Below are 25,951 nucleotides of genomic sequence, written 5' to 3'. Positions count from 1 at the left end.
TAAGGTGTAAAGAGGCGTCATCGCGAAAGGACTCGAAAGGCCCCATGGAATATCTGGTCATAGCCCTGCTCTACATTGGTGCCGTTCTCGTCTCCTCCGTTCTTGACCAGTTTCTGCGTGGCGTGTCGCTCCCCCTCGTCCAGATGGCCGTCGGTGTCGCCATCTACTTCTTCGTCGAGTTGCCCATAGACGTCACGATCAATTCCGAGCTGTTCCTCGTCATGTTCATCGCGCCGCTGCTCTTCGATGAGTCGCGCAACATCAGCAACCGCATACTCTGGGAAAATCGTAATACCGTTCTTTCGCTTGCCATCGGGCTGGTCGTCGTCTCGGTTCTCGTCGTTGGCTTCGTGCTGCACTGGCTCGTCCCGTCCATCTCGCTTGCAGCTGCATTCGCCTTAGGTGCGGCGCTTGGCCCCACCGATGCCGTCGCCGTTGCGTCGCTCGGCAAGACCATCAAGCTCGGGACGCGTCAGAAGGCCTCCCTCCTGGGCGAGGCGCTGCTCAATGATGCTTCCGGCATCGTCTCGTTCCAGTTTGCGATTGCCGCGGCGGTGACCGGTTACTTTTCGATTGCAGATGCCGGTTGGGCCTTCGTTGTCGAGTTCTTCGGCGGCATCGCACTCGGTCTCGCGATCGCGGTGGTCGCCTTCATCATCATGCGCCGCTTGAGGCGTGCGGGTGTGGAGAGTGCGACCGTCCATGTGTGCTTCGAGCTCTTCCTTCCCTTCTTCATCTATCTCGTCGCGACGCAGGCGCATGTCAGCGGCATCCTTGCGGTCGTCGCGGCCGGCCTCTTCCTCTCCTACGCCTCGCAGCTCCTCACGCCGCGTTCGCGTTCCTTCTCGACCTTCTCGACGCGCCTCTCCATCGCATCCCAGAACGTCTGGAGCCTCTTCTCCTTCGTCCTCAATGGCGTCATCTTCACCAATCTCGGCATCGTGCTCTCCTCGACGCTTGCCCCGGCACTCAAGGAGAACTCTGCTGACCTCGTGTGGATTTTCGGTCTCGTGTTCATACTTACCGCCGTCATTGTCGGTGTCCGCTTCATCTGGATTCTCTGCTGCGACCTGCTCTCGAATCATCCCGAAGCTGGAAATCGCATGAAACTCGGGCGCTCCGCCGTCCGAAAGGCCCTGGTCACCACCTTGTGCGGACCCAAGGGAGCGGTCTCGCTTTCCATTGCCTCGACCATTCCGTTCACGGTTGCCTCGGGTGCCGTCTTCCCCCAACGCGACCTTCTGCTCTTCCTTGTCTGCGGCGTCATCGTCGTCACGCTCTTGCTCGCGAACTTCGTCGTTCCCCTCATCGCTCCTAAATCAGACGAGGAAGAGTCCGACGAGATCGACCCCGAATATGAGATCGAGATGATCGAGAACGTCATTTCGGGTCTCAAGCGTCAGCAAACTCCAGAGAACAAGCAGGCAACGGGCAGGGTCATGCGCATGTACTATCGCAGACTCACCGCCGCGCGGCGTCGCTCGGTCTCGTCACGTCAATTACGGTACCTGCGTCAGGAAGTGCTCCTGCACCAGCGCGACTTCATCAAAGACGCCATTGCACATGACGATGTCGACAAGCGCCTTGGCACCAGGTACCTCAAACGCATCGACCGCATGCTCAAGTTGCTTACGCGCAAGAAGACCCTGCTCACAGCTCGCCGTCAAGCCCAGCCCCTCGCAGGATCGACGTCTACGATGGGAAAGATCCAGAACCAGGTCGCGAGCACGAACGAGACACGTAAGCGGCTCGAGTTCAAGATCGACGTCGAACGTGTCGCCGTCGATTACCTCGAAGTGGTGAGCCATGAGCCCGACGAGGGCCGCGTGCAGGCGGCACTCGCGCTACTCAGCGAGCACAAATCCCTGCTTTCCGCACTGCGCTCTCAGCTTCGCGCACTCGACAGCGCCCAGGGAATCATCACGGACGTACCGGAAGGTGCCGGTCAGCACAGCATCATCCGCACCGATACGGGGAGCTTGCGCCTCGAGGCAAGCGAAACTGACGAGAGCGACCTGCCGGGCTTTGCCGATGTACAGGCGGAAGGCCTGCGTCTCGAGCTCGACGAAATCCAGGAGATGTACGAGTCGGGTAAGATAACCCAGGCGATCGCCCGCGAGATGCGCGAAGAGATATATCTGCTCCAGATGGGGCTTTCGGACTAGGAAGGACGCAGCATGAAGGTCAAGGAAAAGCAGCTCGAAAACGGCATGATTCGACTGAGCATCACGGCAACTCCCCAAGAGGTCAATGCCGCGCTTGACCGCGCGCAGGGGGCAATTGCGAGCAGGTTCGGCCTTAGACCCGATCCGACCAAGTCCGTCACCGAAGCCCTTGCCGAACACCTCAAGATCAACGACGCTGACTCCGTCTTGCAATCCCAGGCCATCAACATGCTCGTGCCTTATGCGCTCGATCAGCGTGGCATTACGCCACTCGCCCAGCCCAAGATTCAGCCTTCCCCTGGCTTCATGCGTGACCATGCGTTCAGCTTCCAAATCGATGTCGAACCCAAGCCGCACTTCACGCTGAGCTCATACGACCCCGTCGAGATCACGGTGCCGGCATTCAAGCCCGCCGAGGTCGATGTGGATGCCGAAATACGCGCAAACATGAACATGTATTCCGACTTCGTGACCGCAGACCCCCATCCCGTCGGTCCCGATGACAGCTTCCTCATCGCCATCGACGTCTATCTCGACGGAGAGCGTCTCAGCGGTATCAGCACCGACAGCCGTGTCTACTCGATGGGACGCGGATTCATGCCCGAGAGCTTCGACGAGCAGCTCCTTGGCATGGATGTAGGCGAAACCAAGAGCTTTTCCTTCGAAGGCGAGGGTTACGACTCCGATGGTCTGCGCACCATGCGCACCTATGAATGCACGGTCACCATCAAGGAGATGAAGGAAGAGGTCCTCCCCGAGCTCACCGACGAATGGGTCAAGCGCGTCATGCCCACCTACGATTCCATCGACAAGCTGCGCGAGGAAATTCGTCTCTCCTACGAGACCCAGGCGCTCCACGATTACGACATGCAAATCATCACGATTGCGCAGACCGAGCTCGCCAAGCGCCTGGAGGGCGAGATTCCCGATGCCGCATTTGACTCGACGGCGACCTCCATCGAGGCAACGCTGCGCAACCAGCTCTCGCAGCAGGGCATCACGATGGCGGATTTTATCGAGGAGCAAGGTGGCGAGCAGAACTACAAGGTCGGCATCATGATGCAGGCGCGCCAGACCCTGCGCTGCGACTACGCCCTCGATGCGCTCTTCGAGCATGAGGGACTTGTCGTGACCGAAGACGACATCATGGGCGCCTGCACGGAGCTCAACCCCATGAATCCGGCTCTCGTGCGTCAGGAGATGGAGTCGAGTGGCCGCGGCTTCGCGCTGCGCGAGGTCGCCGCACGCTATGCAGCAAGCCGCTACCTCGTGGATAACGCCATCATCACGACGCTTGACTCCTAGAGACGTTGGGCGGGGTGCGCGTCGGAGCTCAGAAACCCATTCGCTCCGATCGCGCGCCCCGTCCAACACCAAACGTGTCATGGGGTCAGACCCCGTGACACACTGAGCATGAATATTTGCGCTGACGTCCGGTTGCTGGCATCTCGAGTAGACTCGCATACGGCACGAGGCGACCTTGCGAGGACTGTTTGAGCGTGCGACCTTTGCACGCGAGTTCCGCAGCGGCCTCGTGCCGTATGCGAGTCGGGTACGAGAGCAAGCCAGCAACCGGACGTCAGCGCCACGATTACTTTGGCATGCGGATGATGGTATGGGCTGCGAGCTCGATGTCGCAGTCGAAACGGTAGCGTTCCATCGCGCGGTTCGCACGTGTGACGGGGATGGGCGGCTCGTCCTCGACGTGTTGCAAGTTTGAAATCGCGATTGTGCGAACGGGCTGGTGGGGGCTGAGCGCCTCGAGCGGCGTCGTCTCGTCAAAACCATTGCGGCAGCGTGCCTCGACTGACCATGTACCCGGCTCCCGTTCGTCGCAGGTGAGCACCTCTGCAGCCCATTCCACGAGCTGCGTGCGCTCGTCAGTCGCTTGCGCCTGATGCGCCGGCCCAAAATAAAAGCCCGTCGAGTACGGCCGATGCGAGACGAGCTCAAGCTCGCGTGCAAAGTCCTCCACGGGCTTGCCGTCCAGCACGTTTCTGTACGCGTTGACGACGGTCGCGACGTAGAACGCCTTCTTGTTGCGTCCTTCGATCTTGATCGAATCGATTCCGGCTTCCTCAAGCTCCTCCAGATGCTCGAGCATGTTGAGGTCCTCGGCGTTCATGATGTACGTGCCGTGCCCATCTTCCTCGATGGGATAATGCTCGCCGGGACGCTTTTCCTCCTCGAGTGTGTAGTGCCAGCGGCACGATTGTGTGCAATGCCCTGAAAGCGCACTGCGGCCCGTCAGGTAATCGCTGATGAGGCAGCGGCCCGAATAGGCCATGCACATTGCCCCGTGCACGAAGACCTCGAGCTGCAGGTCATCGGGAATCTGCTTGCGCATCGACGCGATATCAGCGAGCGACATCTCACGGGCGCAGACAATTCGCCTAGCACCTAACTCGTACCAGGTTTGCGCTGCCAGAGCGTTCGAGACGCTCGCTTGCGTACTCACGTGCAAGGCAACTTGCGGAGCGATTTCACGGGCAAGACGGGCTGCTCCAAGATCCCCGATGATGAAGGCGTCGACGCCCGTGTCGCGCAGAGCAGTCAGATATGTGGGAAGCGCCTCGACATCATCGTCGTGCATGACGATATTGAGCGTCACGTATACCTTGACGTCATGAGCGTGAGCATAGCCAATTGCCGCAGGAATCTCCTCGAGTGTGAAATTGCTCGCGCGCTGGCGCATACCGAAGCGGTCACATGCCAGGTACACGGCATCAGCGCCGAAGCGCACCGCATACTGCAGTTGCTCGAGTCCGCCTGCTGGTGCAAGAAGCTCCACGGCTACCTTCCCTTCCCGTAGCGCAGCTCCCAAAAGGCGACAGCGCTCGCAGCGGCGACGTTAAGTGAATCGACCTCATGCTCCATCGGAATGATGACGCTCATGTCGCAAGCGTCAATTGTGGCGCGGTCTAGCCCGTAGCCCTCGCTTCCCAGTACCAAGGCGAGCTTGTCGATACGCTTGAGAACAGGGTCATCGAGCGTAATCGCATTGGGTTCGAGCGCGAGTGCCGCTGCGGTAAAGCCGCGTGCCCGCAACTCCTCGACGCTTCCAACCCTCCCCCACGGCACCTGAAACACCGTGCCCATGGAGACACGAGACGCACGCTTGTAAAGCGGGTCATGGCATCCTGGCGTGATGAGAACCGCGTCCATACCGAGAGCTGCCGCGCTGCGAAATATCGCGCCGATGTTCGTGAAATTGGTGATGTCCTCGAGAACCGCGACGCGGTACGCATCACGCACGAGCTCGTCGAGGCCAGGCAGCTCGGGGCGCATGAAGACGGCAAGCGGTCCGCGCGTGACCTGATAGCCGGTGATTTCCTGCATTTGCGCGTGCGTGACACGCAAGATGGGCGTGGCGGGATCGATCACCTCGATGGCGTCGAGCAGGTCACGAGAGGGCTCGAACCATCGATCCTCGACGAAGAGCGAGACAGGGCGCGCTCCCGCCTTCATGGCGCGCTCGATGACGAGGCGCGACTCGGCGATGAACATGCCGGATGAGCCTTCGGGGTAATTCATGAGCTGGGCATCCGTGAACTTCGAGTAGAAGCGCAGCCGCTCGTCATTCACATCCTCGATGCGCTCGATCATGCCCACTCGATTCCGAGCACATCGCATATCGCACGCGCCGCGAGCATCTGGCCCATGATGGCGGGCAAATAGGACATAGTGCCTAAATCACTGCGCTCGCTGCGTTCGGCACCTTCGCGCGCCTGCGTCTGCGCGGGCTGTTCGGTCGAATAGAGGACGCGCATGCGCTTGATGCCGGCCTTGCGCGCCTGCTTGCGCACGACGCGGCTCAAGGGGCACGAACTGGTCTCGTATATGTCGGCAAAGGCGAGCTTGGTCGGATCGAAGGTGTTGGCAGCCCCCATCGAACTCAAGAGCGGCAGGTCATGCGCATCGCAATATGCGGCGATGGCGAGCTTGGTCGTGACCGTGTCCTGCGCGTCGATGCAGTAGTCGACCGGACATTCCTCGAAGAGGTTCTCGACGCCATCAGGCAAGACGCGTCGCTCGAGCGTCTCGACATGAGCCTGTGGATTGATATCGGCAATCATGTCACGCATGACATCGACCTTGAGCCTGCCAAGCGTACTCGAGAAGGCGATGGCCTGGCGGTTGACGTTGCTCTCCTCAACACGGTCATCATCGATGATGACGAACGATCCCACGCCACCACGTGCGAGCGCCTCGACGCAGTTGGAACCCACGCCTCCGATGCCGATGACCATCACGCGCGCAGAAGCGAGCTTTGCGACTCCCTGTGCACCCAGCAGCCGTTCCAGACGGCTCGTCCGCGTCTCATCACCCATCGCGTGCGTATCCTATCGATCGAGTAGCTGGAGCAGCTCGTCACGCGTGAGGGATGCCAGTGGCGTTCCGTCGCCACGCACGAGCTTGTCGGCGAGTTTGCTCTTGGCATGTTGCAGGGCGACGACGCGTTCCTCGATCGTGTCCTTTGCGATGACCTTGTAGACGGATACGGCACGCTTCTGACCGATGCGATGGGCGCGATCGGTGGCCTGGTTTTCAGCGGCAAGGTTCCACCAGGGATCCGAGTGGATGACGACGGATGCGCCGGTGAGGTTGAGGCCCGTACCGCCAGCTTTGAGCGAGACGAGAAAGACGGGCGTATCGTCTTCGTTGAACTCGTTGACAAGCTGAATGCGTTGACGCTTGGGAGTCGAACCCGTGATAACGAAGTACGAGACGCCATGCTTGTCCAGGCTCTCGGCGATGATGTCGAGGAACTGCACGAACTGCGAGAACACGAGGGTCTTCTCGCCCGAATCATGAGCACTTTCGATGAGCTCAATGATGGTATCAAGCTTGGCCGCCTCCCCTTCGTAGTTTTCGAAGAGGAGAGCGGGGTCGCAACAGAGCTCGCGCAACCGCGTGATCTCTGCGAGTACGGCAATCTTGTCGGCGCTGAACGCCTGACGCGAACGAGAATTGATGCTCTCGCGCAGACGCTGTTCGAGCGCGCGGTACAGACGCATTTGCTCGTCGCCAAGCTGGGTATAGACGATGGACTCGTCCTTATCGGGCAGATCGGTGAGGACGTCTTGCTTCATCCTGCGCAGGATGAAGTGCCCGACAAGCGCCTGCAGGCGCTCGAGCGCACGTTCGTCACCGTCCAAGATGGGCTGCTCGTAGCGAGTCCGGAAGTTCTCGTACGTGCTCAGCAAACCGGGCATGAGAAAGTCGAAGATACTCCAAAGCTCCGAGAGCCTGTTCTCGATGGGCGTGCCCGTGAGCGCGAAACGATGGAGGGAATCGAGGCTCTTGACCGAACGCGCCGAGATCGTCGCATGGTTCTTGATGTACTGAGCCTCGTCGAGCGTCACCGTGTGCAGATTGAGTGCCTCGTAACACTCGACATCGCGTCTGAGCAAGTCGTACGAAGTCACGAGGACGTCCGGAAGCTCCGACCCCTCGAAGTAATCGACGGCGCAGGATGCAAGTGTTGCCTCGCGCTCCTCCTTGCCTCCCGCAACGGGAACGACGCGCACGCTCGGCGCAAAACGCTCGAACTCGGCAACCCAGTTGTAGACGACCGATGCGGGACAGACTATGAGCGCCGGACCGTAATCTCGTATGCCGTCGAGATCGACAAGCGTATGGGCAATGAGCTGTATGGTCTTGCCCAAACCCATCTCGTCGGCAAGAATGCCGCCAAGGCCCATGGCCGCAATGGTGTTGAGCCACGTTAGGCCCTCTATCTGATAAGGACGCAACTCGCCGTTGAAACCAGTGGGTATGTGCGCCTTGACTTGTGCGGCTTGCTCGATGGATTGCACGTAGTCATAGAAAGCATGATCGCGACGTGCCCCCTCGACAAGACCGTCAAGTTGAAAGGCGCGGTATAGGGGCAGATGCGCTCCGTTAACCAGCAACGTCTCGGCATCCATTCCGAGTTCGCCGGCGTACTCCTCGGCACGCGAAAGGTCGCTTTCGGACAGATCGACGAAGTTGCCGTCCTTGAGACGATGGAAGCGCCTGCGTCGTCGGTACGAGTGAAGCAACGCGGCAAGTTCGGACTTGGGAAGGTCATCGACCGATGCCGTTAGGTTGACAAGATTGGACTGAATGGAGAGGCCGAAGACGACCTTGGGACGACGTGACGAGATGAAGGAATCGAAACCTGGCGTCGTGAACAAGGTGCCCAGTGCACGAAACTCCTCGGTGCCGGTCGAGAGTATGCGCGCGATGTCGGCATCATCGGACACGCGCAGGCCATGCTCTGCATCGCTTGCGGAGCTTTCCGCGACAATCGGGAAGTAGCGATTGAGCGTCTTGCGCACGCGCCCTTCGCGCTCCTCGTCACGCAGGCCATACGAGAGCGCATGCGCCGATCCCGTGGGTTCGACAATCGGCATGCGTTCCTCGTCATAGACCGCATAGGCCTCGCATACGCAGGCAGCACCGTCACGGTCGAGGTATATCTCGATCTCACAGCTACGCGGACGCAGCATGGCAAGCTCGTTGGGCAGGTCAAGCTCTACGAAGGGCTCGATAGCGGGAAGCAAGGCCTTGCAGAAAGTCGCGGCATCCCCAGAGCTCAGATATGCCTGCTCGCTCTTGTTGCAATAGACGTTCTCGAGGAAAGGCAGGCAATCCACGAAACCGGCATCGCAGTGGTAGAAGAAGTCATCGGCCCATACGTAGATATCGTCATCGTATTTGATGATGCGAGCATCGACATCGCTTTGCAACACGTAGCCACCGTTTCCCTGAGGTACGCAAACGATGTGCAGAGGCGGATTCCCCTCGATGATGCGCGTATGAACGGGCTTATGGTTGAGTTTGGTGCAGTCATCAACATAGAGCGTTTCGCCGTTGCGAACATGCAGCAAAGTGACAAGCTCGGGCGTCGAGAGCATCAGCGCCCCGCGCAGGTCGGCTTGCATGCTACGATACGAACTGAAAGCATCTGAACTCAGTTGCTCGCGGATGTCGATGGATCGCTCGATGAAGGAAACGAGTTTCCAGGCAGCCGGCGTAAATGCAGCACGCTCGTGCTCGAAAGCGAGGCGCTCGCCGTAGCTGTAGAACTTGCCCTGACGACACAATGAGAGAAACAGCGGAATGTCCTTGATGACGTACTTGCCCTCGAGCCCGGCAACGCTCAAGCGCAGGCCCCAGCCTTCCTTGACGCACACGAGGCAAGGCTCGAGGTCGACGAGACCCTGCAGGGAGGGCTCCCCCGTGAGGGCATCCTCGACATGCAGGTTCTTGACCGCCTCTTTGAGGGCCTTCTTGACACCCGCCGAAGACTGCGTGACGCGCACGGACATGTGACCGGTAAAGCTCGCAGGGGCTTCGAGGAAGATGAGGGCGACAGCTGCGACATGCTTGCACATGCCGGGGTTGGATACGGAGGCGGCGCAGGTGCAGGCGTAGTCAATGACCTTGCCCTGGTCCTCGTCGAAGGCAAGCTCGACTTCGTAGTTGGTACGCCAATCCGCCGTGCTCTTGACCCGCGCACGCAGACGCGTGATAGGCTTCTCACCCGTATCGTAGCTGCAGCGTCTATCGAAGATCGCGTCATCGGTGCGGGCGATATTGCGAGCGCGGCGTAGCATGCGCGATTCGCAATGTCTGATGATGTCTCTCTCTTCGAGCATACTCATTCCCCGTCGCAAATGAAGTGAACCGAACAACTATAGCATCAGCTTGCATCCGTTTTGCCTCTGCATGCGGCATGAAACCCCTGAAAAGCTGACAAAATCGAAATGTGGCAAACATGTGCGTGGTTTTATTGGTATCGTGTGCAACAGACATTCTTCGTAAGCAAGGAGCAGGGCCATTTTTAACCGCAAACTTGACGATATCGTCGAAGACTTCGAAAAGAACTACTACGAAGCAGAGGAAATCTTCTTCACCAAGCAGGACTGGCATTTCCCGAACAAGCATCGGATCATCGAGATTCTCGATGACATACGGCGCATCATGTTTCCTCGCTACTTCGGCTGGGAAGTCCCCTGCGAGACGGGCCCCAAATACTTCATCGGCGATACGCTCACGCGCATCGAGCATTCTCTGCGCAAGCAGGTGCGCGAGGCACTGCTCTTCCGAGACGAAAGCCTCTCCAAGGAAGAGGTGCGTGAACAGACCAGCAAGATATGTTCCGATTTCTTCTATCGCCTTCCCGAGATACAGCGCCTCTTGCTCAAGGACGTACAGGCGGCTTTCGATGGCGACCCGGCGGCGCAATCCAAAGAGGAGGTCATCTTCTCCTATCCCGGTTTCTACGCAACCTTCGTCTATCGCATCGCCCATGAACTCTACCTAGCCGACGTGCCCCTCATTCCGCGCATCATGAGCGAACATGCCCACGAGCTCGCTGGCGTCGACATCAACGCAGGCGCGCAAATCGGCGAGTATTTCTTCATCGACCATGCCACGGGCGTCGTCATCGGCGAGACCACCGTCATCGGCAATCATGTCAAGATCTACCAGGGTGTCACGCTCGGTGCGCTCTCGTTGCGCGCAGGCCAGAAGCTCAAGGGCACCAAGCGCCATCCGACGATCGAGGACAACGTCACGATCTACTCGGGTGCAAGCGTGCTTGGTGGCGACACAGTCATCGGCGAAGGTTCGGTCATCGCCGGAAATAGCTTCGTCACCGAATCGGTGCCGCCACATTCGCGTGTCGTGCTCAAGAACCAGGAAATCATCGTCAAATAGCCTCGAGAACGGATGCATCCATGTACGGACTCAAGACAGAGAGCTCCTTTGACGCCGCGCACTTCCTCACCAACTATGACGGAAAATGCGAGAACCTCCATGGCCATCGTTGGCGTGTCATCGCTTGGATTGAAGTCGAGCATCTGCAAGGAAGCGGCCAGGAACTTGACATGGTCGTCGACTTCTCGGATTTCAAGCATGCCCTTCGTTCGCTCACCGAGGAGTTCGACCACATGTTCATCGTCGAGGAAGGCTCGCTTGCTCCGGCAACCATGGCCGCACTCGAGTCCGAAACCTTCCGCTTGTTCGTAGTCCCCTGGCGCACTACGAGCGAGAATTTTGCACGCTACTTCTTCGACCGGCTTTCCGAGATGGGCTTTCCCGTGGCAAAGGTCGAAGTAGACGAAACGCCCAATAACTGCGCTTACTATTGCGGATAAACTGATCACGAGAGGAGATCACGATCATGAACGTTGTATGCCTAGACCTTGAGGGAGTGCTCGTTCCCGAGATTTGGATTGAGTTTGCCGAAGCATGCGGCATCCCCGAACTCACGCGCACCACACGAGAGGAGCCCGACTACGATAAGCTCATGCAGTACCGCCTCGACATACTCGATGAGCATGGCCTCAAGCTCTCCCAGATACAGGAGACGATCGCGACACTCGATCCCTTTGATGGAGCACGTGCGTTTCTCGACGAGCTGCGCTCGCTCACGCAGGTCATGATCGTGAGTGACACCTTCTCGCAGTTCGCCGCTCCGCTCATGAAAAAGCTTGGCTGGCCGACCATCCTCTGCAATGAGCTCGTCGTCGACGAGAATGGACGCATCACGGGTTGGAGCATGCGCAAGGCAGAGAAGAAGGTCCAGGTCACGCGCCTCATCAACGAGATGGGCTACGAGACGATTTGTGCTGGTGACAGCCACAATGACATCTGCATGATCGAGGATGCCAAGGCGGGTTTCCTCTTCAGGACCACCGATGAGCTTAAGGCGGCATATCCCGATATCCCCGCACTCGAGACCTATGACGAGCTGCTTGCGGCCATACGAGAGGCGCTCTAGATGAACGTGCCCCCATCCGTCACCTGCACCGAACGCGTTCGCATGAATGCGGTCTTCGGACTGCTCTTCATATTCGGTGGCGACGCCATCATGCTCTATTCCGTCCTCAACAACGATTCGGTCAATTTCGGGATGCTATTTGCCTGCATCTGTGGCATCGCCGCCATCGTGTTGGGGTTCTATTACATATGCTGCTTCCTTAACAAGAAGATCACCGTGTCTGACGAAGGCGTCGTCTACACCAGCTGGATGGCCAAGAGGCAAAGCTATGCATGGGATCAGGTCAGCGTCTCGTTTCATCCGGGTCGCAACGCCTACTTCATCTTCGATTTGAGCGGTAAGCGGGTGAAGTTCTACGGCTACGCGAACAACGCCCAAGCCCTCTACGACTACCTGTTCGAGAACGGACGCTATGACGACGACACGATGCGCGTCCTGCATCGCATCGAGGAAGAAGCGGCCGAGCGCGAGCGTCAGCTGCGTCTCGAAGAAGAGGCCGATGCCGCCTTCTGGGACGAAGACTAGCCCCTACTCCCTGCCGTCCCAGCAATAGGTGCAGACCGTGGACGGGTCGATGCCGATGGCCTCGAGCATGCCCGGCAGCGACTGGTAGCTCAGCGAATCGAAGCCCATCTCCTCGCAGATGGTCTTGAGCATGCAGGCGCCGCGCTCGGTCGTGGCATCGGCGTACTCGTCGAGATGCTCCTGGCCCTCGTCACCCTCGAGCTGCTGAACGACACGCCGCGCGAGCAGGTCCATATCATCCTTGTTACGTGAGAAGGTAAGGTACTTGCACCCGTACATGATGGGCGGGCAGGCGCTGCGCATGTGCACTTCGGCTGCGCCAGCGTCATACAGGAAGCTCACCGTTTCGCGCAATTGCGTGCCACGCACGATGGAGTCATCGACGAAGAGCAGCTTCTTGCCCTCGATGAGCTCCGGAACGGGAACGAGCTTCATCTTGGCGACACGGTTGCGGATGGACTGGTCCTGCGGCATGAAGGAGCGTGGCCAGGTGGGCGTGTACTTGATGAAGGGACGCGCATAGGGCAAGCCCGATTCGTTGGAATAGCCGATACCATGCGCGACACCGGAATCAGGCACGCCACCGACGGAATCGACATCGGGCAAGATGCCGCGCGCCTTCTCATCACGTGCCATGATGGCGCCATTGCGATTGCGCACGACCTCGACATTCTCGCCCTCGTACTTGGAATTGGGATACCCGTAGTAAATCCACAGGAAGGCGCAGATCTTCATCTTGTCGCCTGGCTCCGCAAGCGTTCGATAGCCCTCGCAGCTTATGTCGACGATCTCTCCGGGGCCGAGTTCGTAATCGGTGATATAGCCAAGCTTCTCATAGGCAAATGATTCGAACGAGGCGCAGTAGCCATCGGCGTTTTTGCCGATGAGGATGGGCAGACGCCCCATCTTGTCACGTGCGGCGATGATATGCTCGTCATCGGTCATGATAAGGAGGGTGAGCGAACCGTCCACGACCTCCTGGGCGAACTTGATGCCCGCGACAAAGTCCTCGCGCTGGTTGATGAGCGCCGCGACGAGCTCGGTCGAGTTGACCTTGCCTGAACTCATCGCCATGAACTGCCTATCGCCTTTGGAGAAGTACTCGTCAACGAGGTCGTCGGCATTGTTGATGCAGCCGATGGTCGTGATGGCAAAGACACCCAGATGCGAGCGAACGAGCAAAGGCTGCGGATCGGTGTCACTGATGCAGCCGATGCCGCAATTGCCATGGAACTTGGCAAGGTCATCCTCGAAACGCGTGCGAAACGGGGTGTTTTCGATTGAGTGAATCTGACGCTGGAAACCATCCTCGTCGTGGAAGATCATTCCTGCTCTTCGCGTGCCGAGGTGCGAATGATAATCGACCGCAAAGAAGACGTCCAAGACGCAGTCGCGCTTTGACGCCACACCGCAGAATCCACCCATAATGCCTACCTTCCGTAGAATAGGATACGAACCGTGTTCGTGAGTCAATATAGCACGTGCAAACGCTCAGTATATGACTTCAGCCGTATTGAAATGGTCGTAGTCACCATTGCTTCCCTTCACGCGCACGTTTACGCGAACGTCGTATGTCCCCTTTGCGCCGGGCGTGAACACGGCAGAACTCGCATCATCATAATCGCGCACGAGTGTCCACTCGTCCGCATCGGCAGGCTTGGCAAGCATTTGGTATTCCACGTCAACGTTCGCACCGGCATAGGCATGCGCCTTGATTTCGATGCCGTCGCCCTTGGACGACGCGCTCACCTTCACGGCAGAAATGTAGTCAATCGTCGCGAGATACTCTTGCGGCGTGTAGAAGAGCGCGCTCGTATCTCCCCCGGCATCAAGCGTCTCCATAAAGGTGACGAAGGCGCGGCTGAACTTGTCGGCTCCCACGGCGTTAAGATGCTGGTTGTCGTAGAAGTCCTCCGGCGTGATCTGGAGCAGGTCGGGTTTGGCGTAGACGAAGTCATAATAGGCAACGCCCATATCTGCCAGCATGTCGGACACGGCCTGCTGCGAATCCACATAGAACTGCCCGTAGCCGTGGATGTTGAAGACGGGGATGGGAACATTGACGACGATAAGCTCAATGTCATGATCGGCGCAGTAGGAGCATATCTCGCGCACGCCTGCGATGGCGGCCTCGTCAAAGGAAAGCGTCTCGATCTTCTCGAGTTCGCCGAAGAGGGCAACATCCTTGCTGTTGTAATCGAGCTGCGCATACTTGTTGCCATAGCCCTTGCCAAAGTAGATCCAGCCCGGTTCCATCGCTTCGACTGCCGCCGCAACACTCGAGCCATCGAGTTTCGTCTCGATATTGCGCTTGATTCCCGTAACGCCATCCTTCCAAGCCGGATGATTGGATATCCAGGGAAAGAGCATGTTGATTGACCCCGGTGCGCTTGCGGCGCCCTTCTCCGCGATAAGCCACGCAGCCGAGGAAAGGTACTGCGAGAGGCCGACGACGCGTCCGCGTTGCGTAAGGTAGGCCGATCCCAGATTCGGCGTCTCGTTGAGTTGCAGCGTCGTGAAGTCAAGCGTCATCACGACACGCTTGATACCGAAGCGCTCGTATGCACTCTGGATGCCAAGGTATGTCTCGTCGAGCTTTTGAAGCGGTGAGGCCATGTTGGCAGACGACGACCCGTATTCCTCATCTATGAGATTGGGGTTGAAGGAAGAAGCGGCGACAGAAGTGCCGATGTAGATCGTGTCAAGCTCTTCGGTCTGGGCAAAATTGGTCCAGACCATGTTGCTCTTCGTTCCCTTGAGCTCGAGCGCAAAGTTGGCAATGCCGAACAGACCAACCACGAGTGCGGCAACGAGAAGTGCGGAGAGGACCTTCTTGAGTCTAGAAGTTTGCATACATGAAACCTCCAGACGACTGTACGAGCGTGAAGGAGAAGAGGATGAGTGCGACGAAGACGGCGTAGACGAGGAAGCGCACGATGAGTGGTGCCGCCAAGATGCGCCCCTTCACGTCAATGCCGCGCTCGGACATGACGCTGACGGCAAACAGAATGAGGCACGACACGGCGGCAAGCAAGATGCAGAGCGTGAAGTTTGCCGTTGGATGCAGTTGAAGATAGGGCACGAAGTTGGCAGGCTGGAAATTGAAGAGCGTGTTGTAGAACGCGATGGGCAAATCGTCTGCATGCATGAGGCGATCGAAGTAATACCCGACGCATACGAGAATGAAGGTGCGTACGATCCTGAACACGTGATACGGCGCTGATTCGACGTTGATCTTGAGCTTTTCAATAAGCCAGGTGAACAACGGCCGTGCCAAGTCGGCGGAGGCGATGAGCAGACCGTTATAGAGACCCCAGAAGATGTAGTGCATCTCGGCACCGTGCCAAAGGCCCACGAGGAAGAACACGACGATGTTGGCAAGGCAGCCGGCAATGGTGCGACCTACATGTTTGCTGATGTGTGCCGTTGCCCATGCGGTGAGCGCCTTCATGGACGGACGCAGGGCCATCGGATAGAAGACATAGTCGCGCATCCAGGCACCGAGCGTGATGTGCCAGCGATGCCAGAAATCGGCGATGGAAATCGAGAAATAGGGTTGACGGAAGTTCTCGGCCATTTTGATGCCGAAGAGCTGCGAAACACCGCGCACCATATCGATGCCACCCGAGAAGTCCGCGTATTGGTAAATCGCATACAAGAAGATGCCATAGACGATGATGCTTCCCGGCGTGGAAGCATCGATTGAGTCCAGCGCGCTCGACACGCTCCCAACGAGCACGTCGGCAATCGCATACTTCTTGAAAATGCCGTATCCAATGAGCAAAAGCGCCCTGCGCACATTGTAGATGTCAAAACGATGAGGCTCGTAGAGCTGCGTTGCCAGCGCATCGAAGCGATTAATGGGACCTTGAATGAGCTGGGGAAAATACGAGACGAAGAGCAGGAAACGCGCAAAGTTACGCTCGGACGGATACTTCCCGAAGTAACAGTCGATGATGTAGCCGATGGATTGGAAGGTGTAGAAGGAGATGCCAAGCGGCAAGAGCAAATGGGATGCAAGGAAACCGTCGGCGGCCCCGAACATGCCGAGTATGACATTCCAATACTTGATGTAGCTCAGGATGCCGAAGTTGAGCAGCATGACGAGAAGCAGGAACACCCACTTGCGATGCTTGATGCTCTGCTTGATCGCCTTCTTTGCCGCACGATCGGGCGCTTCCTTCTTGAGTTCTTTCTCGAGCTGGTCGAGCTTGTCGAAACGCAAACCAACGAGCCAGACCGAAATCGCGGTAACGCCGATGAATGCGAGGTTCTCCCAACCGGAGAAGAGGTAGAAGCCGAGACTGCCCACGAGCAGAACGATCCATTGCGAGCCGCGATGACGCGTTCGTCCGACCATGAAGTAGACGACGATCATGAGCAGCAAGAAGCTCACGAATTGTAACGAGTAGAGCTGGGTCAACGCGTCTCCATACGCATGCGGTCAAGAATCCATGCAGGCAAGCTGCTTCGCTTCGATGGTCGCTTCCCGACAGCCCGCTTCGCGGTCTTTACGGCTTGCTCCCTTAGACCTCAGCTCATCAGCTCGCCTGCATAATGCTCACTCCGCAAGTGACGAATACAAAACCGCACCATTGTAGTGGAAAACGCGCGAACGTGGATACGACGTATGGAACTGGGACAAATGACCTGTCCATTTGTCCCAGTTCATGTCCCAGTTCATGCCGTCCTAACGGCCCAGGCCGCGTTCATGGCGTTCGCGGGCCTCGGCGTCATAACGCTGGATGTAACGCACGTCGATGAGCTCGGCAACGATGGCGATAGCGAGTTCGGCCGGTGTCTTGGCGCCGAACTTGAGCCCGATGGGACGCTTGACATGTTCCCACTGCGCATCGGTGAGACCAGATGCCTTGACGATCTCGTACACGGTGCCATTCTTGCCGGCGCACCCCATCATGCCCACGTAGTGGGCGTTGCAGCGCTCGGCCCAGACGCAGCACTCAGGGTCGTACATATGACCGCGCGTCAGCACGCACACGTAATCGGCCGGACTTGCGGTAAGCTCGCCGAGGGCCGAGAAGTCCTCCGTTGACAGCAAGATGCGCTCGACGTCGGGAAAACGGCGCTCGTTGAGATAGGCCACATCGTTGTCGACGACCGTCACCTCGAAGCCGACGTGCGTGGCGAGTTTTGCGAGCTCGACGGCAACGTCGGAGGCACCGAGCAACCACACGCGCACGGGCTCGAAGAGCGCGACGCTTGCCCAGGTCAATCCCTCGAACTGCTCGTTATGCATGGAGGGACCACGCGTAACGTCCTTCATCTGGAAGACGTCACGGTCGGAAACAGGGCGCGAGCAGACGATCTCCTTGGCGTCGTTGCAAAAGAAAAGGAGCGGATCGCCATCGGCCGAACCAACATCGCCGTACTTCCTGGTGACGGCGTTGTCGACGTTGTTCACGGCCAACGCCGGATCATAGACGACCTTGAAGCCGAGCCAGGCGAGTTCCTCATCGTCAATGGCACGCACGGCGCGCTCGAGCGTGGGGATATCGGCTTTCGTCAACGAGGCCATGATGGTATCGAGAGATGCAGGCGACATATGCGCATTACCACGCGTGGCATCTTCGCTGAATGCAGGAACATCCTCCGTGGTGAAGACTGGCGTCTCCCCGAACTCCAATGCCTCGATCGCTGCAAGAATGACTTTCTTGTTCATGCTACCTCCCTAAGTAGAATCACAATGGATATATTATACTTTTAGAGAGATAGTATCGAGTCCTAGAAGGTATAGCCCGTCCCGTGAATCACGGGACCGTCATAGGGATAGAAGCAGCCATCCTCGCAGCTAAACTTCTCCTTGGTCTCGGGAAGCCACCAGATCTTCATGGTGTCGGGGGTGTAACCAAAGGGCTCGCAGGAGATGGATTCGCCATCGTGTTCGCCACCGCAGACAATGCCCGTGCGCTCCATGCGGCTATCCTTCCCCTGTGCGCCCCGCTCGAGATCTAGTGATGGCAGGTGTTGTCAGCCGTCATCTTCTCGACCTTGCCCTGCGCGATGAGCTCGGCAACATCGCCCACCTTGGGCGTCTCGTTCTCGAAGTAAACGTCGATTCCCGCCTCGGTAAAGCCCATGAACGGACGCATGCCCATGCCGGCTGCGACAATCGCATCGGCCCCTGCATCGGAAAGCAGCATGACCGGACGCATGCAACCGCCTTCCTCATGAGGCGGATTGTCGATGTTTGCAACCGAGGCAATCTGACCGTTCTCGATGGTGATGAGGGTAAAGCAATCGCATTTGCCAAAGTGGCCGCTACGCTCGGAATCAAGGCCAGCCTGGCCCATGGTCGGAACTGCAAGCTTGATCGTGCTCATAGTATGTGCTCCTGATCGACGTGTGTATGTTCGCTCACAAGTATAGATTGAGATGCGTCGCGTAAATCAACAGTTCAGTTGCATATGCATGTGCGGCGCGCCGTTAGCCCTCGCTTGCACCACCCGCAACGCCGTATTCGAGCATCTCATCGACGGTTACGAAGCGATAACCCTGCTCCTTGAGCTGCGGAAGCGCGATGCGAAGAGCCTCGACAGTCTGGCTGCGGTCGCCTCCCCCATCGTGCATGAGCACGATCTGCCCCGGCTGTACCGAGAGTATGCGTTGCACGATCGCATCGACGCCGGGACGACTCCAGTCGAGCGTGTCGACATCCCAGCCGAATTCGGCCGTGACATGCGAGGCGAGCGTTTCGACCATCGGCCCGTAGTAATTGCCGCCCGGGGCGCGCATCACGTGGCTTACCTGGTAGCCAAGCACGTCTTCGATGGCCTTGAAGCCCTTAGTCACCTCGGCGATTTGCTCGTCCGTTGACATGAGCGTCATGTTAACGCCCTGGCCCGAGCCATCCGCATGATCGTAGGAATGCGTCGCGATCTGATTGCCCGCATCGGCGATTTGCTTGAGCACCGTCGCATTGTCCTTGCATTGGTTTCCGATGACGAAAAAGGTGGCATGGGCATCGTTGTCGTTAAGGATGTCGAGTATCTCGCGCGAGCTTTCAGGCCACGGACCATCGTCAAAGGTCAGTGCAATGACCTTTTCGCCCTTGGTATCGGGCGAATACGCCGTGAATCCCGAGTTGACTGGTTGCTCGACGACGCTCGTCACCGTCTTGCCCGAAACCTTGCCCGTGCGCACCGCCTGAACGCCATCGACACCCGCCGAATACAAATGCACGGAACCGCGATAGTACGAATCCGGCGTCGCCGTCATCGTGGATGCCTCATAGGGCAGGCGCGTCGTTGTCTCCTCGTATTCCTCGGTCACGTCGTCTCCGTTTTCTATGACGATAACGTCGTCCTTCGAGACGCGCGCCTGCGGATCGCTCGTCGCCTCGCCGTTGATCGTAGCCGAGAGGAGATTTCCCTCCCCCGCCTTGGCGATGCTGCCATCAACGGCGAGAAGGTCTCCTGCGACAGGCGCGGCATGCCCGTCATCGACAATCTTCTGGAGAGTCGCGTTTGCCGGAACGCTCACGGTCTTGCCATTCACGTTCACATCGTACATGGGCGGGAAGAAGACAAACCAGACAGCAACGGCAATGGCGATGAGCACAAGCGCGATAATCACGATAAAGCGCTTGCTACCATGCTTTTGAAAGGCAGCGGCATTGCCGGTTGAAAGCGAATACGATGCCGCTCCGCTTGCATAGGTATTGCGCCGATGCGATTGCACCTGCATGTAGGGCGCATCCTGGTGAACGGGGCGACGCGATGAAGTGGTCCCTTGCTGAGATCGCCGGGAATTGGCAGGATGCGGGCTCTCCTGACGAGTCACACGCGGACGGGACGTTCGATGTTGGCTCGCTTCTGGCGCATCATCATATGAGCGGGCCCTGTAGCGATCGCGCGAGTAGTGATTTACGTTATCTGACGAAGACCCTCTCGTCCCGTTGTTTTGCACGTCTAACCTCCGATAATGCCGCTTTAGGATTTCTGCCAACCATTTTCCAGACACAGGACGATGACCTCGTCGTCGGTCACGCAATTGGAATAAACGCCCCTGCTGATACGGCTCGCCTGCGTCGTGTACAAAACATTCGATGAGAAGAACGCCTGCGGCGTCTCGGTCGTGGCGACATCGCCCGCGAAAAGGAGCGAAACCCCGGTGGCGTACTCGGCACAGAACCTAAGGTCCTGAGAAGCGATGAGAATGGCGACGCCGCGTTTGGCAAGCTCGTGCAGAAGCTTGCCGACCTTGCGATGGGTAAAGGGATCGACGCCCTCCGTAGGCTCATCGAGCAGGAGTATGGGGGTTTCCTGCATCATGACCTTGGCAATGGCGGCAAGCTGGCGTTCTCCGAGTGAGAGACTGCGGGGATTGGCATCCAGGTAGGAGAAGACCCCAATGGTCTTCGAGAAGTCCTCCACGTATCGATCGACTTCGTCCTGCGAGAAATGCCTATCCGCCACCATGCTCTCGAGCTCGGCTCGCACGGTTTCCCTCGTGAAAAACCCGTCAAGGTCCTGGGGCAAGAGTGCAACCTCGTAGGTGGACTGGTTCGCCTTGGCCCACCTGCCCCTTCTGCTGTCGTGTATCATCACCGTGCCTCGATCGCAGGGGACGAGGCCGGCAACCATCCTGAGCATGGTCGACTTGCCCGCTCCGTTCGTTCCGACGATGGCATGGACGCTGCCCTTGGTCACGGATAGCGAAACGTCCTTAAGCACCTCGTGTTCCCCGCCGTAGCAAAAAGAGACGTTCTCGAACTTGATGACAGGCTGCTCGGAAAAGCCTCCCATGCGTTTGTCGGGCAGGTGTCGCGCGGTAGCCCCCTTTGTCTCGAGCTCGGCTTTCATCCAGTTATGTGCCGCACCTACCGTCAGGGGAAGCGCGTCTGGCGAGGATTGAGGATGCACCCCATGATAGATGCGTATGGACGAGGGAAGCGCATAGACGAACTGGTCGTTTCCCCGGTAAAGGGAACAGGCGATGTCGCTCGGTGTGCCTTCGTAGGCAATCTTGCCAGCATCCAGAACAACGATCTCATCGGCGACCGCGTAAATCTCACCAAAGACACTCGTGCTCATGATGACAGTGACCTTGAGCTCCTTATAGAGGTCATAGAGTATGGAGAGGAAGTTTGCCACGGAAGTCGGATCGAGCTGGGAAATAGGGTCGTCAAGGATAAGGACACGCGGGCTCACCACCATGGCAGATGCAAGGCTGACGAGTCTCCTCTGGCCATCGGAAAGCTCCTCGACGTTTCGATCGAGCCAGCTTTCGATGCCAAAGTATGCCGTGGCCTCAGCGATACGTGAACGCATGGTCGACTGCTCGCAGTTAATGCGAACGAGGCCACGCGCAAGCTCGTCAATGACCTTTCCGGTGACACCGCGCAAATCGGAATGCTGGGGAACAAAGGCGATGTTGCTCATCTGGGAAAACGTCGTCATGCCCTCGAGCGGAATCCCATCAATCAAAATTGAACCCGACCGCTGCCCCGCGGGAGCTGTCGCGCTCGTAAGATGCGAGAGCAGCGTGCTCTTTCCCGACCCGCTCTTTCCTCCCAGCATGAGAAGAGAACCGGGCTTTAAATCAAGAGACACATCATCGAGAGCCGGTTTGGAAGAATGAGGATAAGTGAAAGTCAAATGATCGATCTGGATATGCGCCATCTTCACACCCCCGCAACGTTCACGGTCTTGCTAACTGAAAATGCTTGGCGGCATTTCAGCCCAAAAAATTATACGCATAAAGCTTTTTTGCGATAGCGTCTTTTGCCTTAACTTCCCCGTTCGGTAGATGAAATATGCGGATGTGCCACGTTGATAAATTCGCCGACTCTGAACCTACGCGCACCGGTTTATAGCTCGTCACACAATCTCCGTGTTCCCAATACGCTATGCTATTGCTTTATGTGAATTGCACATAACTAAGATGACCCAAGGAGAGAGGAAGACATGGAGAGAACATTCAAGTCGATGGATGGCAACACTGCCGCCGCCTACGTGTCCTATGCGTTTACGGAAGTCGCAGCCATCTACCCCATCACCCCGTCAAGCCCCATGGCAGACCTCGTCGATCAATGGTCCGCACATGGTACCAAGAATATCTTCGGAACAGAGGTCAAGGTCATCGAGATGGAGTCTGAGGGAGGTGCCGCAGGTGCGGTGCATGGCTCGCTCGGTACGGGTGCCCTCACCACCACCTACACGGCATCCCAGGGTCTGCTCCTCATGATTCCCAATATGTACAAGATTGCCGGCGAGCAGCTACCGGGTGTCTTTCATGTAAGCGCACGCACGCTTTCGACCCATGCGCTCAACATCTTCGGCGATCACTCCGATGTCATGAGCTGTCGTCAGACGGGCTTCGCCATGCTCGCCGAGAGCAACGTCCAGGAGATCATGGACCTTGCGCCGGTGGCGCATCTTGCCGCCATCAAGGGTCACATGCCTTTCCTCAACTTCTTCGATGGCTTCCGCACCTCCCACGAGGTTCAGAAGGTCGCCCAGTGGGATTACGCGGACCTCGCAGACATGGTCGACATGGACGCGGTCAAGGCGTTCCGCGACCACTGCCTCAACCCCGAGCACCCCCACACGCGTGGCTCGCATGAGAACGACGACGTCTTCTTCCAGCATCGCGAGTCTTGCAACGCCGCCTACGACGAGCTTCCCGCCATCGTCGAGGAGTACATGAACAAGATCAACGAGAAGCTCGGTACGGATTACGGCCTGTTCAACTACTACGGTGCACCTGACGCAGACCGTGTCATCATCTCCATGGGTTCCTTCTGCGATGTCGTCGAGGAGGTCGTTGATTACCTCAACGCGCATGGCGAGAAGGTTGGCCTCATCAAGGTTCGGCTCTATCGTCCCTTCTCCATCGATCACTTCGTCAACGTTCTGCCCAGCACGGTCAAGAAGATTGCCGTCATGGATCGCACCAAGGAGCCGGGCTCCATCGGCGAGCCCCTGTACCAGGATGTCGTTTCCGCGCTCTTCGAGGCAGGCCGTACCGGCATCACCGTCGTCGGCGGCCGCTACGGTCTCGGTAGCAAGGACACGCCGCCTTCGAGTGCCTTCGCCATCTACAAGGAGCTCGAAAAGGACAATCCCGCCCGTGAGTTCACCGTCGGCATCAACGATGATGTCACCCATCTCTCCCTTCCCGAGAATCCGGATAGCCCCAATACGGCGGCACCGGGCACCATCGAGTGCAAGTTCTGGGGTCTGGGTGGCGACGGTACGGTTGGTGCGAACAAGAACTCCATCAAGATCATCGGCGATCACACCAACAAGTACATCCAAGCGTACTTCCAGTACGACTCCAAGAAGACGGGCGGCGTGACCATCAGCCATCTGCGCTTTGGCGATTCCCCCATCCGCTCGCCCTACTACATCACGAAGGCCGACTTCGTCGCCTGCCATGTGCCCGCATACATCACCAAGGGCTTCCCCATCGTCGCCGGCGTCAAGCCGGGTGGTACGCTGCTCATCAATTCCCAGTGGGATTTCGAGGAGCTCGAGAACCACCTCTCCAGCAAAGACAAGCGCTACATCGCCGACAACAACATCAAGCTTTACATGATCGATGCCATCGATCTTGCGGCAAGTGTCGGTATGGGCAAGCGCACCAACACTACCCTGCAGTCCGCCTTCTTCGCACTCGCCAACGTGCTTCCGCAGGCCGAGGCAATCGAATACATGAAAGACGCGGCGACCAAGTCCTACCTCAAGAAGGGCCAAAATGTCGTTGAGATGAACCACAAGGCGATCGACGCCGGTGCCACCGCTTTCACGATGGTCGATATCCCCGACAGTTGGAAGAGCGCCTCAAGCGACCCCGTCGAGGAGCAGATCGAGGGCCCCGCGGCCCTCGTCAAGCAGGTCAAAGAGATTATGCAGCCCATCAACACGATGAACGGCTACGACATCCCGGTTTCAGCCTTCGTAGACCATGCGGATGGCCAGTTCGAGCTGGGCGTTTCGGCCTACGAAAAGCGTGGCGTTGCCGTCACGGTTCCACGCTGGGACTCGGAGATTTGCATTCAGTGCAACAACTGCTCCTATGTCTGCCCACACGCTGCCATCAGGCCCTTCGCGCTCGACGCCGCCGAGGTCGCGGCTGCTCCCGCCAACATGCAGCTGCTCGATGCCAACGGCAAGGAGGCCAAGGAAGCTGGTCTCAAGTACACGTTGGCTATCAGTCCGCTCGATTGCATGGGCTGCAGCGTCTGCGTAACCGCCTGTCCGCGTGATGCGCTCACGATGATGCCCATCAAGGACGAGCTTCCTCAACAGGAGGTCTTCGACTACTGCGTTGCCAACATTACCGAGAAGCCCGAGCTTGCCGGTACGACCAACGTCAAAGCCAGCCAGTTCAAGCAACCGCTGCTCGAGTTCTCCGGTGCCTGCGCTGGTTGCGCAGAAACGCAGTACGCGCGCCTGCTCACCCAGCTCTTCGGCGATCGTCTCTATATCTCGAACGCAACCGGCTGCTCCTCGATCTGGGGCAATCCTGGTGGCATTGCGCCATACACGGTCAACCGCGATGGACATGGTCCCGCATGGAACAACTCTCTGTTCGAGGACAACGCCGAGCATGGTCTGGGCATGTATCTCGGCTACATGGCCGAGCAGGAGCGTGCTGCCGTCAAGGCGCAGGCTCTTATCGACTCGAACGATGCAGATGATGCCGTCAAGCTCGCCGCGAAGAACTGGCTTGAGGCGCGCAATGATGCACAGGCCAGTAAGGAGACGGCCGCAGCCCTCGTTACCGCGCTCGAGGCCGATGGGTCCGATCTCGCCAAGTCACTGCTCGAGGACAAGAGCTTCTTTACCAAGAAGAGCTTCTGGATCCTCGGTGGCGATGGTTGGGCGTACGACATCGGCTACGGTGGTCTCGATCATGTTATCGCCAGCAAGGAGAACGTGAACATCTTCGTCTTCGATACCGAGGTCTACTCGAACACGGGCGGTCAGTCCTCCAAGGCGTCTCGCCTCGGTCAGGTCGCTCAGTTCGCAGCCGCGGGCAAGGACATCAAGAAGAAGAGCCTGTCCGAGATTGCCATGACCTACGGTTACGTATACGTCGCACAGGTTGCCATTGGCGCCAACCCGGCCCAGACGCTCAAGGCCATCAACGAGGCCGAGGCCTATGACGGCCCCTCTCTCATTATCGGTTACAGCCCCTGCGAGATGCACTCCATCAAGGGCGGCATGGCCTGCTGCGATACCGAGATGAAGAAAGCCGTTGATTGCGGTTACTGGAATCTCTTCCGCTATAACCCGGCTGCCGAGCCTGGCAAGAAGTTCACCCTCGACTCCAAGGAGCCGGCCGGTGGATACCAGGAGTTCCTCATGAACGAGGCACGCTACAGCCGTCTGACGCGCGAGTTCCCCGAGCGCGCAACCGAGCTCTTCGAGAAGAACGAGCAAGACGCCATGGCGCGTCATGCTCATCTGCTCAAGCTCAAGGAAATGTACAACGGAGAGTGATCTCTCGCTTGTCACCT

The 25,951-nt window shown here is 58.1% G+C and carries 19 protein-coding genes; 7 read left to right on the top strand and 12 right to left on the bottom strand.

Going from position 1 to position 25,951, the window contains the following annotated elements; genetic code table 11:
- Positions 1-44 precede the first annotated feature (44 nt).
- Positions 45-2,165: a sodium:proton antiporter gene (locus tag OIM11_05340; protein ID HJJ00554.1), complete on the top strand. Its 2,121-nt coding sequence runs from the start codon at positions 45-47 to the stop codon at positions 2,163-2,165.
- Between the two features lie 12 nt (positions 2,166-2,177).
- Positions 2,178-3,470, top strand: coding sequence for a trigger factor (locus OIM11_05335; protein ID HJJ00553.1), 1,293 nt, complete (start codon positions 2,178-2,180; stop codon positions 3,468-3,470).
- 286 nt (positions 3,471-3,756) lie between these two features.
- Here OIM11_05335 and OIM11_05330 read toward each other — a convergent pair whose 3' ends face one another.
- From OIM11_05330 to OIM11_05315, 4 genes are read right to left on the bottom strand one after another with little or no spacing between them, the layout of a single operon-like run.
- Positions 3,757-4,956 (bottom strand): U32 family peptidase, encoded by a 1,200-nt coding sequence (locus OIM11_05330; protein HJJ00552.1) that lies wholly within the window; start codon positions 4,954-4,956, stop codon positions 3,757-3,759.
- A 2-nt stretch (positions 4,957-4,958) separates the two neighbouring features.
- Positions 4,959-5,771 (bottom strand): RNA methyltransferase, encoded by an 813-nt coding sequence (locus OIM11_05325; GenBank protein HJJ00551.1) that lies wholly within the window; start codon positions 5,769-5,771, stop codon positions 4,959-4,961.
- On the bottom strand, positions 5,768-6,496 hold the full coding sequence (locus OIM11_05320) for a tRNA threonylcarbamoyladenosine dehydratase (GenBank protein HJJ00550.1): 729 nt from the start codon (positions 6,494-6,496) through the stop codon (positions 5,768-5,770). Before OIM11_05320 ends, OIM11_05325 begins: the two co-directional genes overlap by 4 nt.
- 12 nt (positions 6,497-6,508) lie before the next feature.
- Entirely contained in the window at positions 6,509-9,811 is a 3,303-nt protein-coding gene (locus OIM11_05315; GenBank protein HJJ00549.1) for a DEAD/DEAH box helicase, read from the bottom strand.
- Between the two features lie 325 nt (positions 9,812-10,136).
- Between OIM11_05315 and OIM11_05310 the strand changes: the two genes are divergently transcribed.
- Genes OIM11_05310 through OIM11_05295 form a run of 4 tightly spaced genes read left to right on the top strand, consistent with a single transcriptional unit; the run spans position 10,137 to position 12,465 of the window.
- Positions 10,137-10,874 carry a serine O-acetyltransferase gene (locus OIM11_05310; GenBank protein ID HJJ00548.1) on the top strand — a complete coding sequence of 246 codons (738 nt, stop codon included), beginning with the start codon at positions 10,137-10,139 and terminating at the stop codon, positions 10,872-10,874.
- A gap of 20 nt (positions 10,875-10,894) precedes the next feature.
- Complete coding sequence (locus OIM11_05305; protein HJJ00547.1) at positions 10,895-11,314, top strand: 6-carboxytetrahydropterin synthase; 420 nt, start codon at positions 10,895-10,897, stop codon at positions 11,312-11,314.
- A gap of 26 nt (positions 11,315-11,340) precedes the next feature.
- On the top strand, positions 11,341-11,940 hold the full coding sequence (gene thrH / locus OIM11_05300) for a bifunctional phosphoserine phosphatase/homoserine phosphotransferase ThrH (GenBank protein ID HJJ00546.1): 600 nt from the start codon (positions 11,341-11,343) through the stop codon (positions 11,938-11,940).
- Positions 11,941-12,465, top strand: coding sequence for a hypothetical protein (locus OIM11_05295; GenBank protein ID HJJ00545.1), 525 nt, complete (start codon positions 11,941-11,943; stop codon positions 12,463-12,465).
- A 3-nt stretch (positions 12,466-12,468) separates the two neighbouring features.
- On the opposite strand, the gene OIM11_05290 is transcribed toward OIM11_05295, so the two are convergent.
- From OIM11_05290 to OIM11_05255, 8 genes are all read right to left on the bottom strand, one after another.
- Positions 12,469-13,890, bottom strand: a complete 1,422-nt coding sequence (locus OIM11_05290) for an amidophosphoribosyltransferase (protein HJJ00544.1) — start codon at positions 13,888-13,890, stop codon at positions 12,469-12,471.
- A gap of 66 nt (positions 13,891-13,956) precedes the next feature.
- Positions 13,957-15,318, bottom strand: a complete 1,362-nt coding sequence (locus OIM11_05285; GenBank protein ID HJJ00543.1) for a hypothetical protein — start codon at positions 15,316-15,318, stop codon at positions 13,957-13,959.
- Positions 15,305-16,888: an MBOAT family protein gene (locus OIM11_05280; protein ID HJJ00542.1), complete on the bottom strand. Its 1,584-nt coding sequence runs from the start codon at positions 16,886-16,888 to the stop codon at positions 15,305-15,307. Before OIM11_05280 ends, OIM11_05285 begins: the two co-directional genes overlap by 14 nt.
- 267 nt (positions 16,889-17,155) lie before the next feature.
- The gene (locus tag OIM11_05275) at positions 17,156-18,145 is read right to left on the bottom strand and encodes an XdhC family protein (protein HJJ00541.1); all 990 of its coding nucleotides are present in this window, start codon (positions 18,143-18,145) and stop codon (positions 17,156-17,158) included.
- Between the two features lie 62 nt (positions 18,146-18,207).
- Positions 18,208-18,399, bottom strand: coding sequence for a hypothetical protein (locus OIM11_05270; protein HJJ00540.1), 192 nt, complete (start codon positions 18,397-18,399; stop codon positions 18,208-18,210).
- A gap of 35 nt (positions 18,400-18,434) precedes the next feature.
- Positions 18,435-18,806 carry a NifB/NifX family molybdenum-iron cluster-binding protein gene (locus OIM11_05265; GenBank protein ID HJJ00539.1) on the bottom strand — a complete coding sequence of 124 codons (372 nt, stop codon included), beginning with the start codon at positions 18,804-18,806 and terminating at the stop codon, positions 18,435-18,437.
- A 103-nt stretch (positions 18,807-18,909) separates the two neighbouring features.
- Complete coding sequence (locus tag OIM11_05260; GenBank protein HJJ00538.1) at positions 18,910-20,169, bottom strand: polysaccharide deacetylase family protein; 1,260 nt, start codon at positions 20,167-20,169, stop codon at positions 18,910-18,912.
- 245 nt (positions 20,170-20,414) lie between these two features.
- Entirely contained in the window at positions 20,415-22,106 is a 1,692-nt protein-coding gene (locus OIM11_05255) for an ATP-binding cassette domain-containing protein (GenBank protein ID HJJ00537.1), read from the bottom strand.
- A gap of 285 nt (positions 22,107-22,391) precedes the next feature.
- Between OIM11_05255 and nifJ the strand changes: the two genes are divergently transcribed.
- Positions 22,392-25,934, top strand: a complete 3,543-nt coding sequence (gene nifJ / locus OIM11_05250) for a pyruvate:ferredoxin (flavodoxin) oxidoreductase (protein ID HJJ00536.1) — start codon at positions 22,392-22,394, stop codon at positions 25,932-25,934.
- Positions 25,935-25,951: the final 17 nt, after the last annotated feature.

The sequence above is a fragment of the Coriobacteriaceae bacterium genome (genome assembly GCA_025992705.1).
Lineage (GTDB): Bacteria > Actinomycetota > Coriobacteriia > Coriobacteriales > QAMH01 > QAMH01.
Note: the sequence above shows the minus strand (reverse complement) of the source record. Positions and strands in the feature narration are given on the sequence as shown.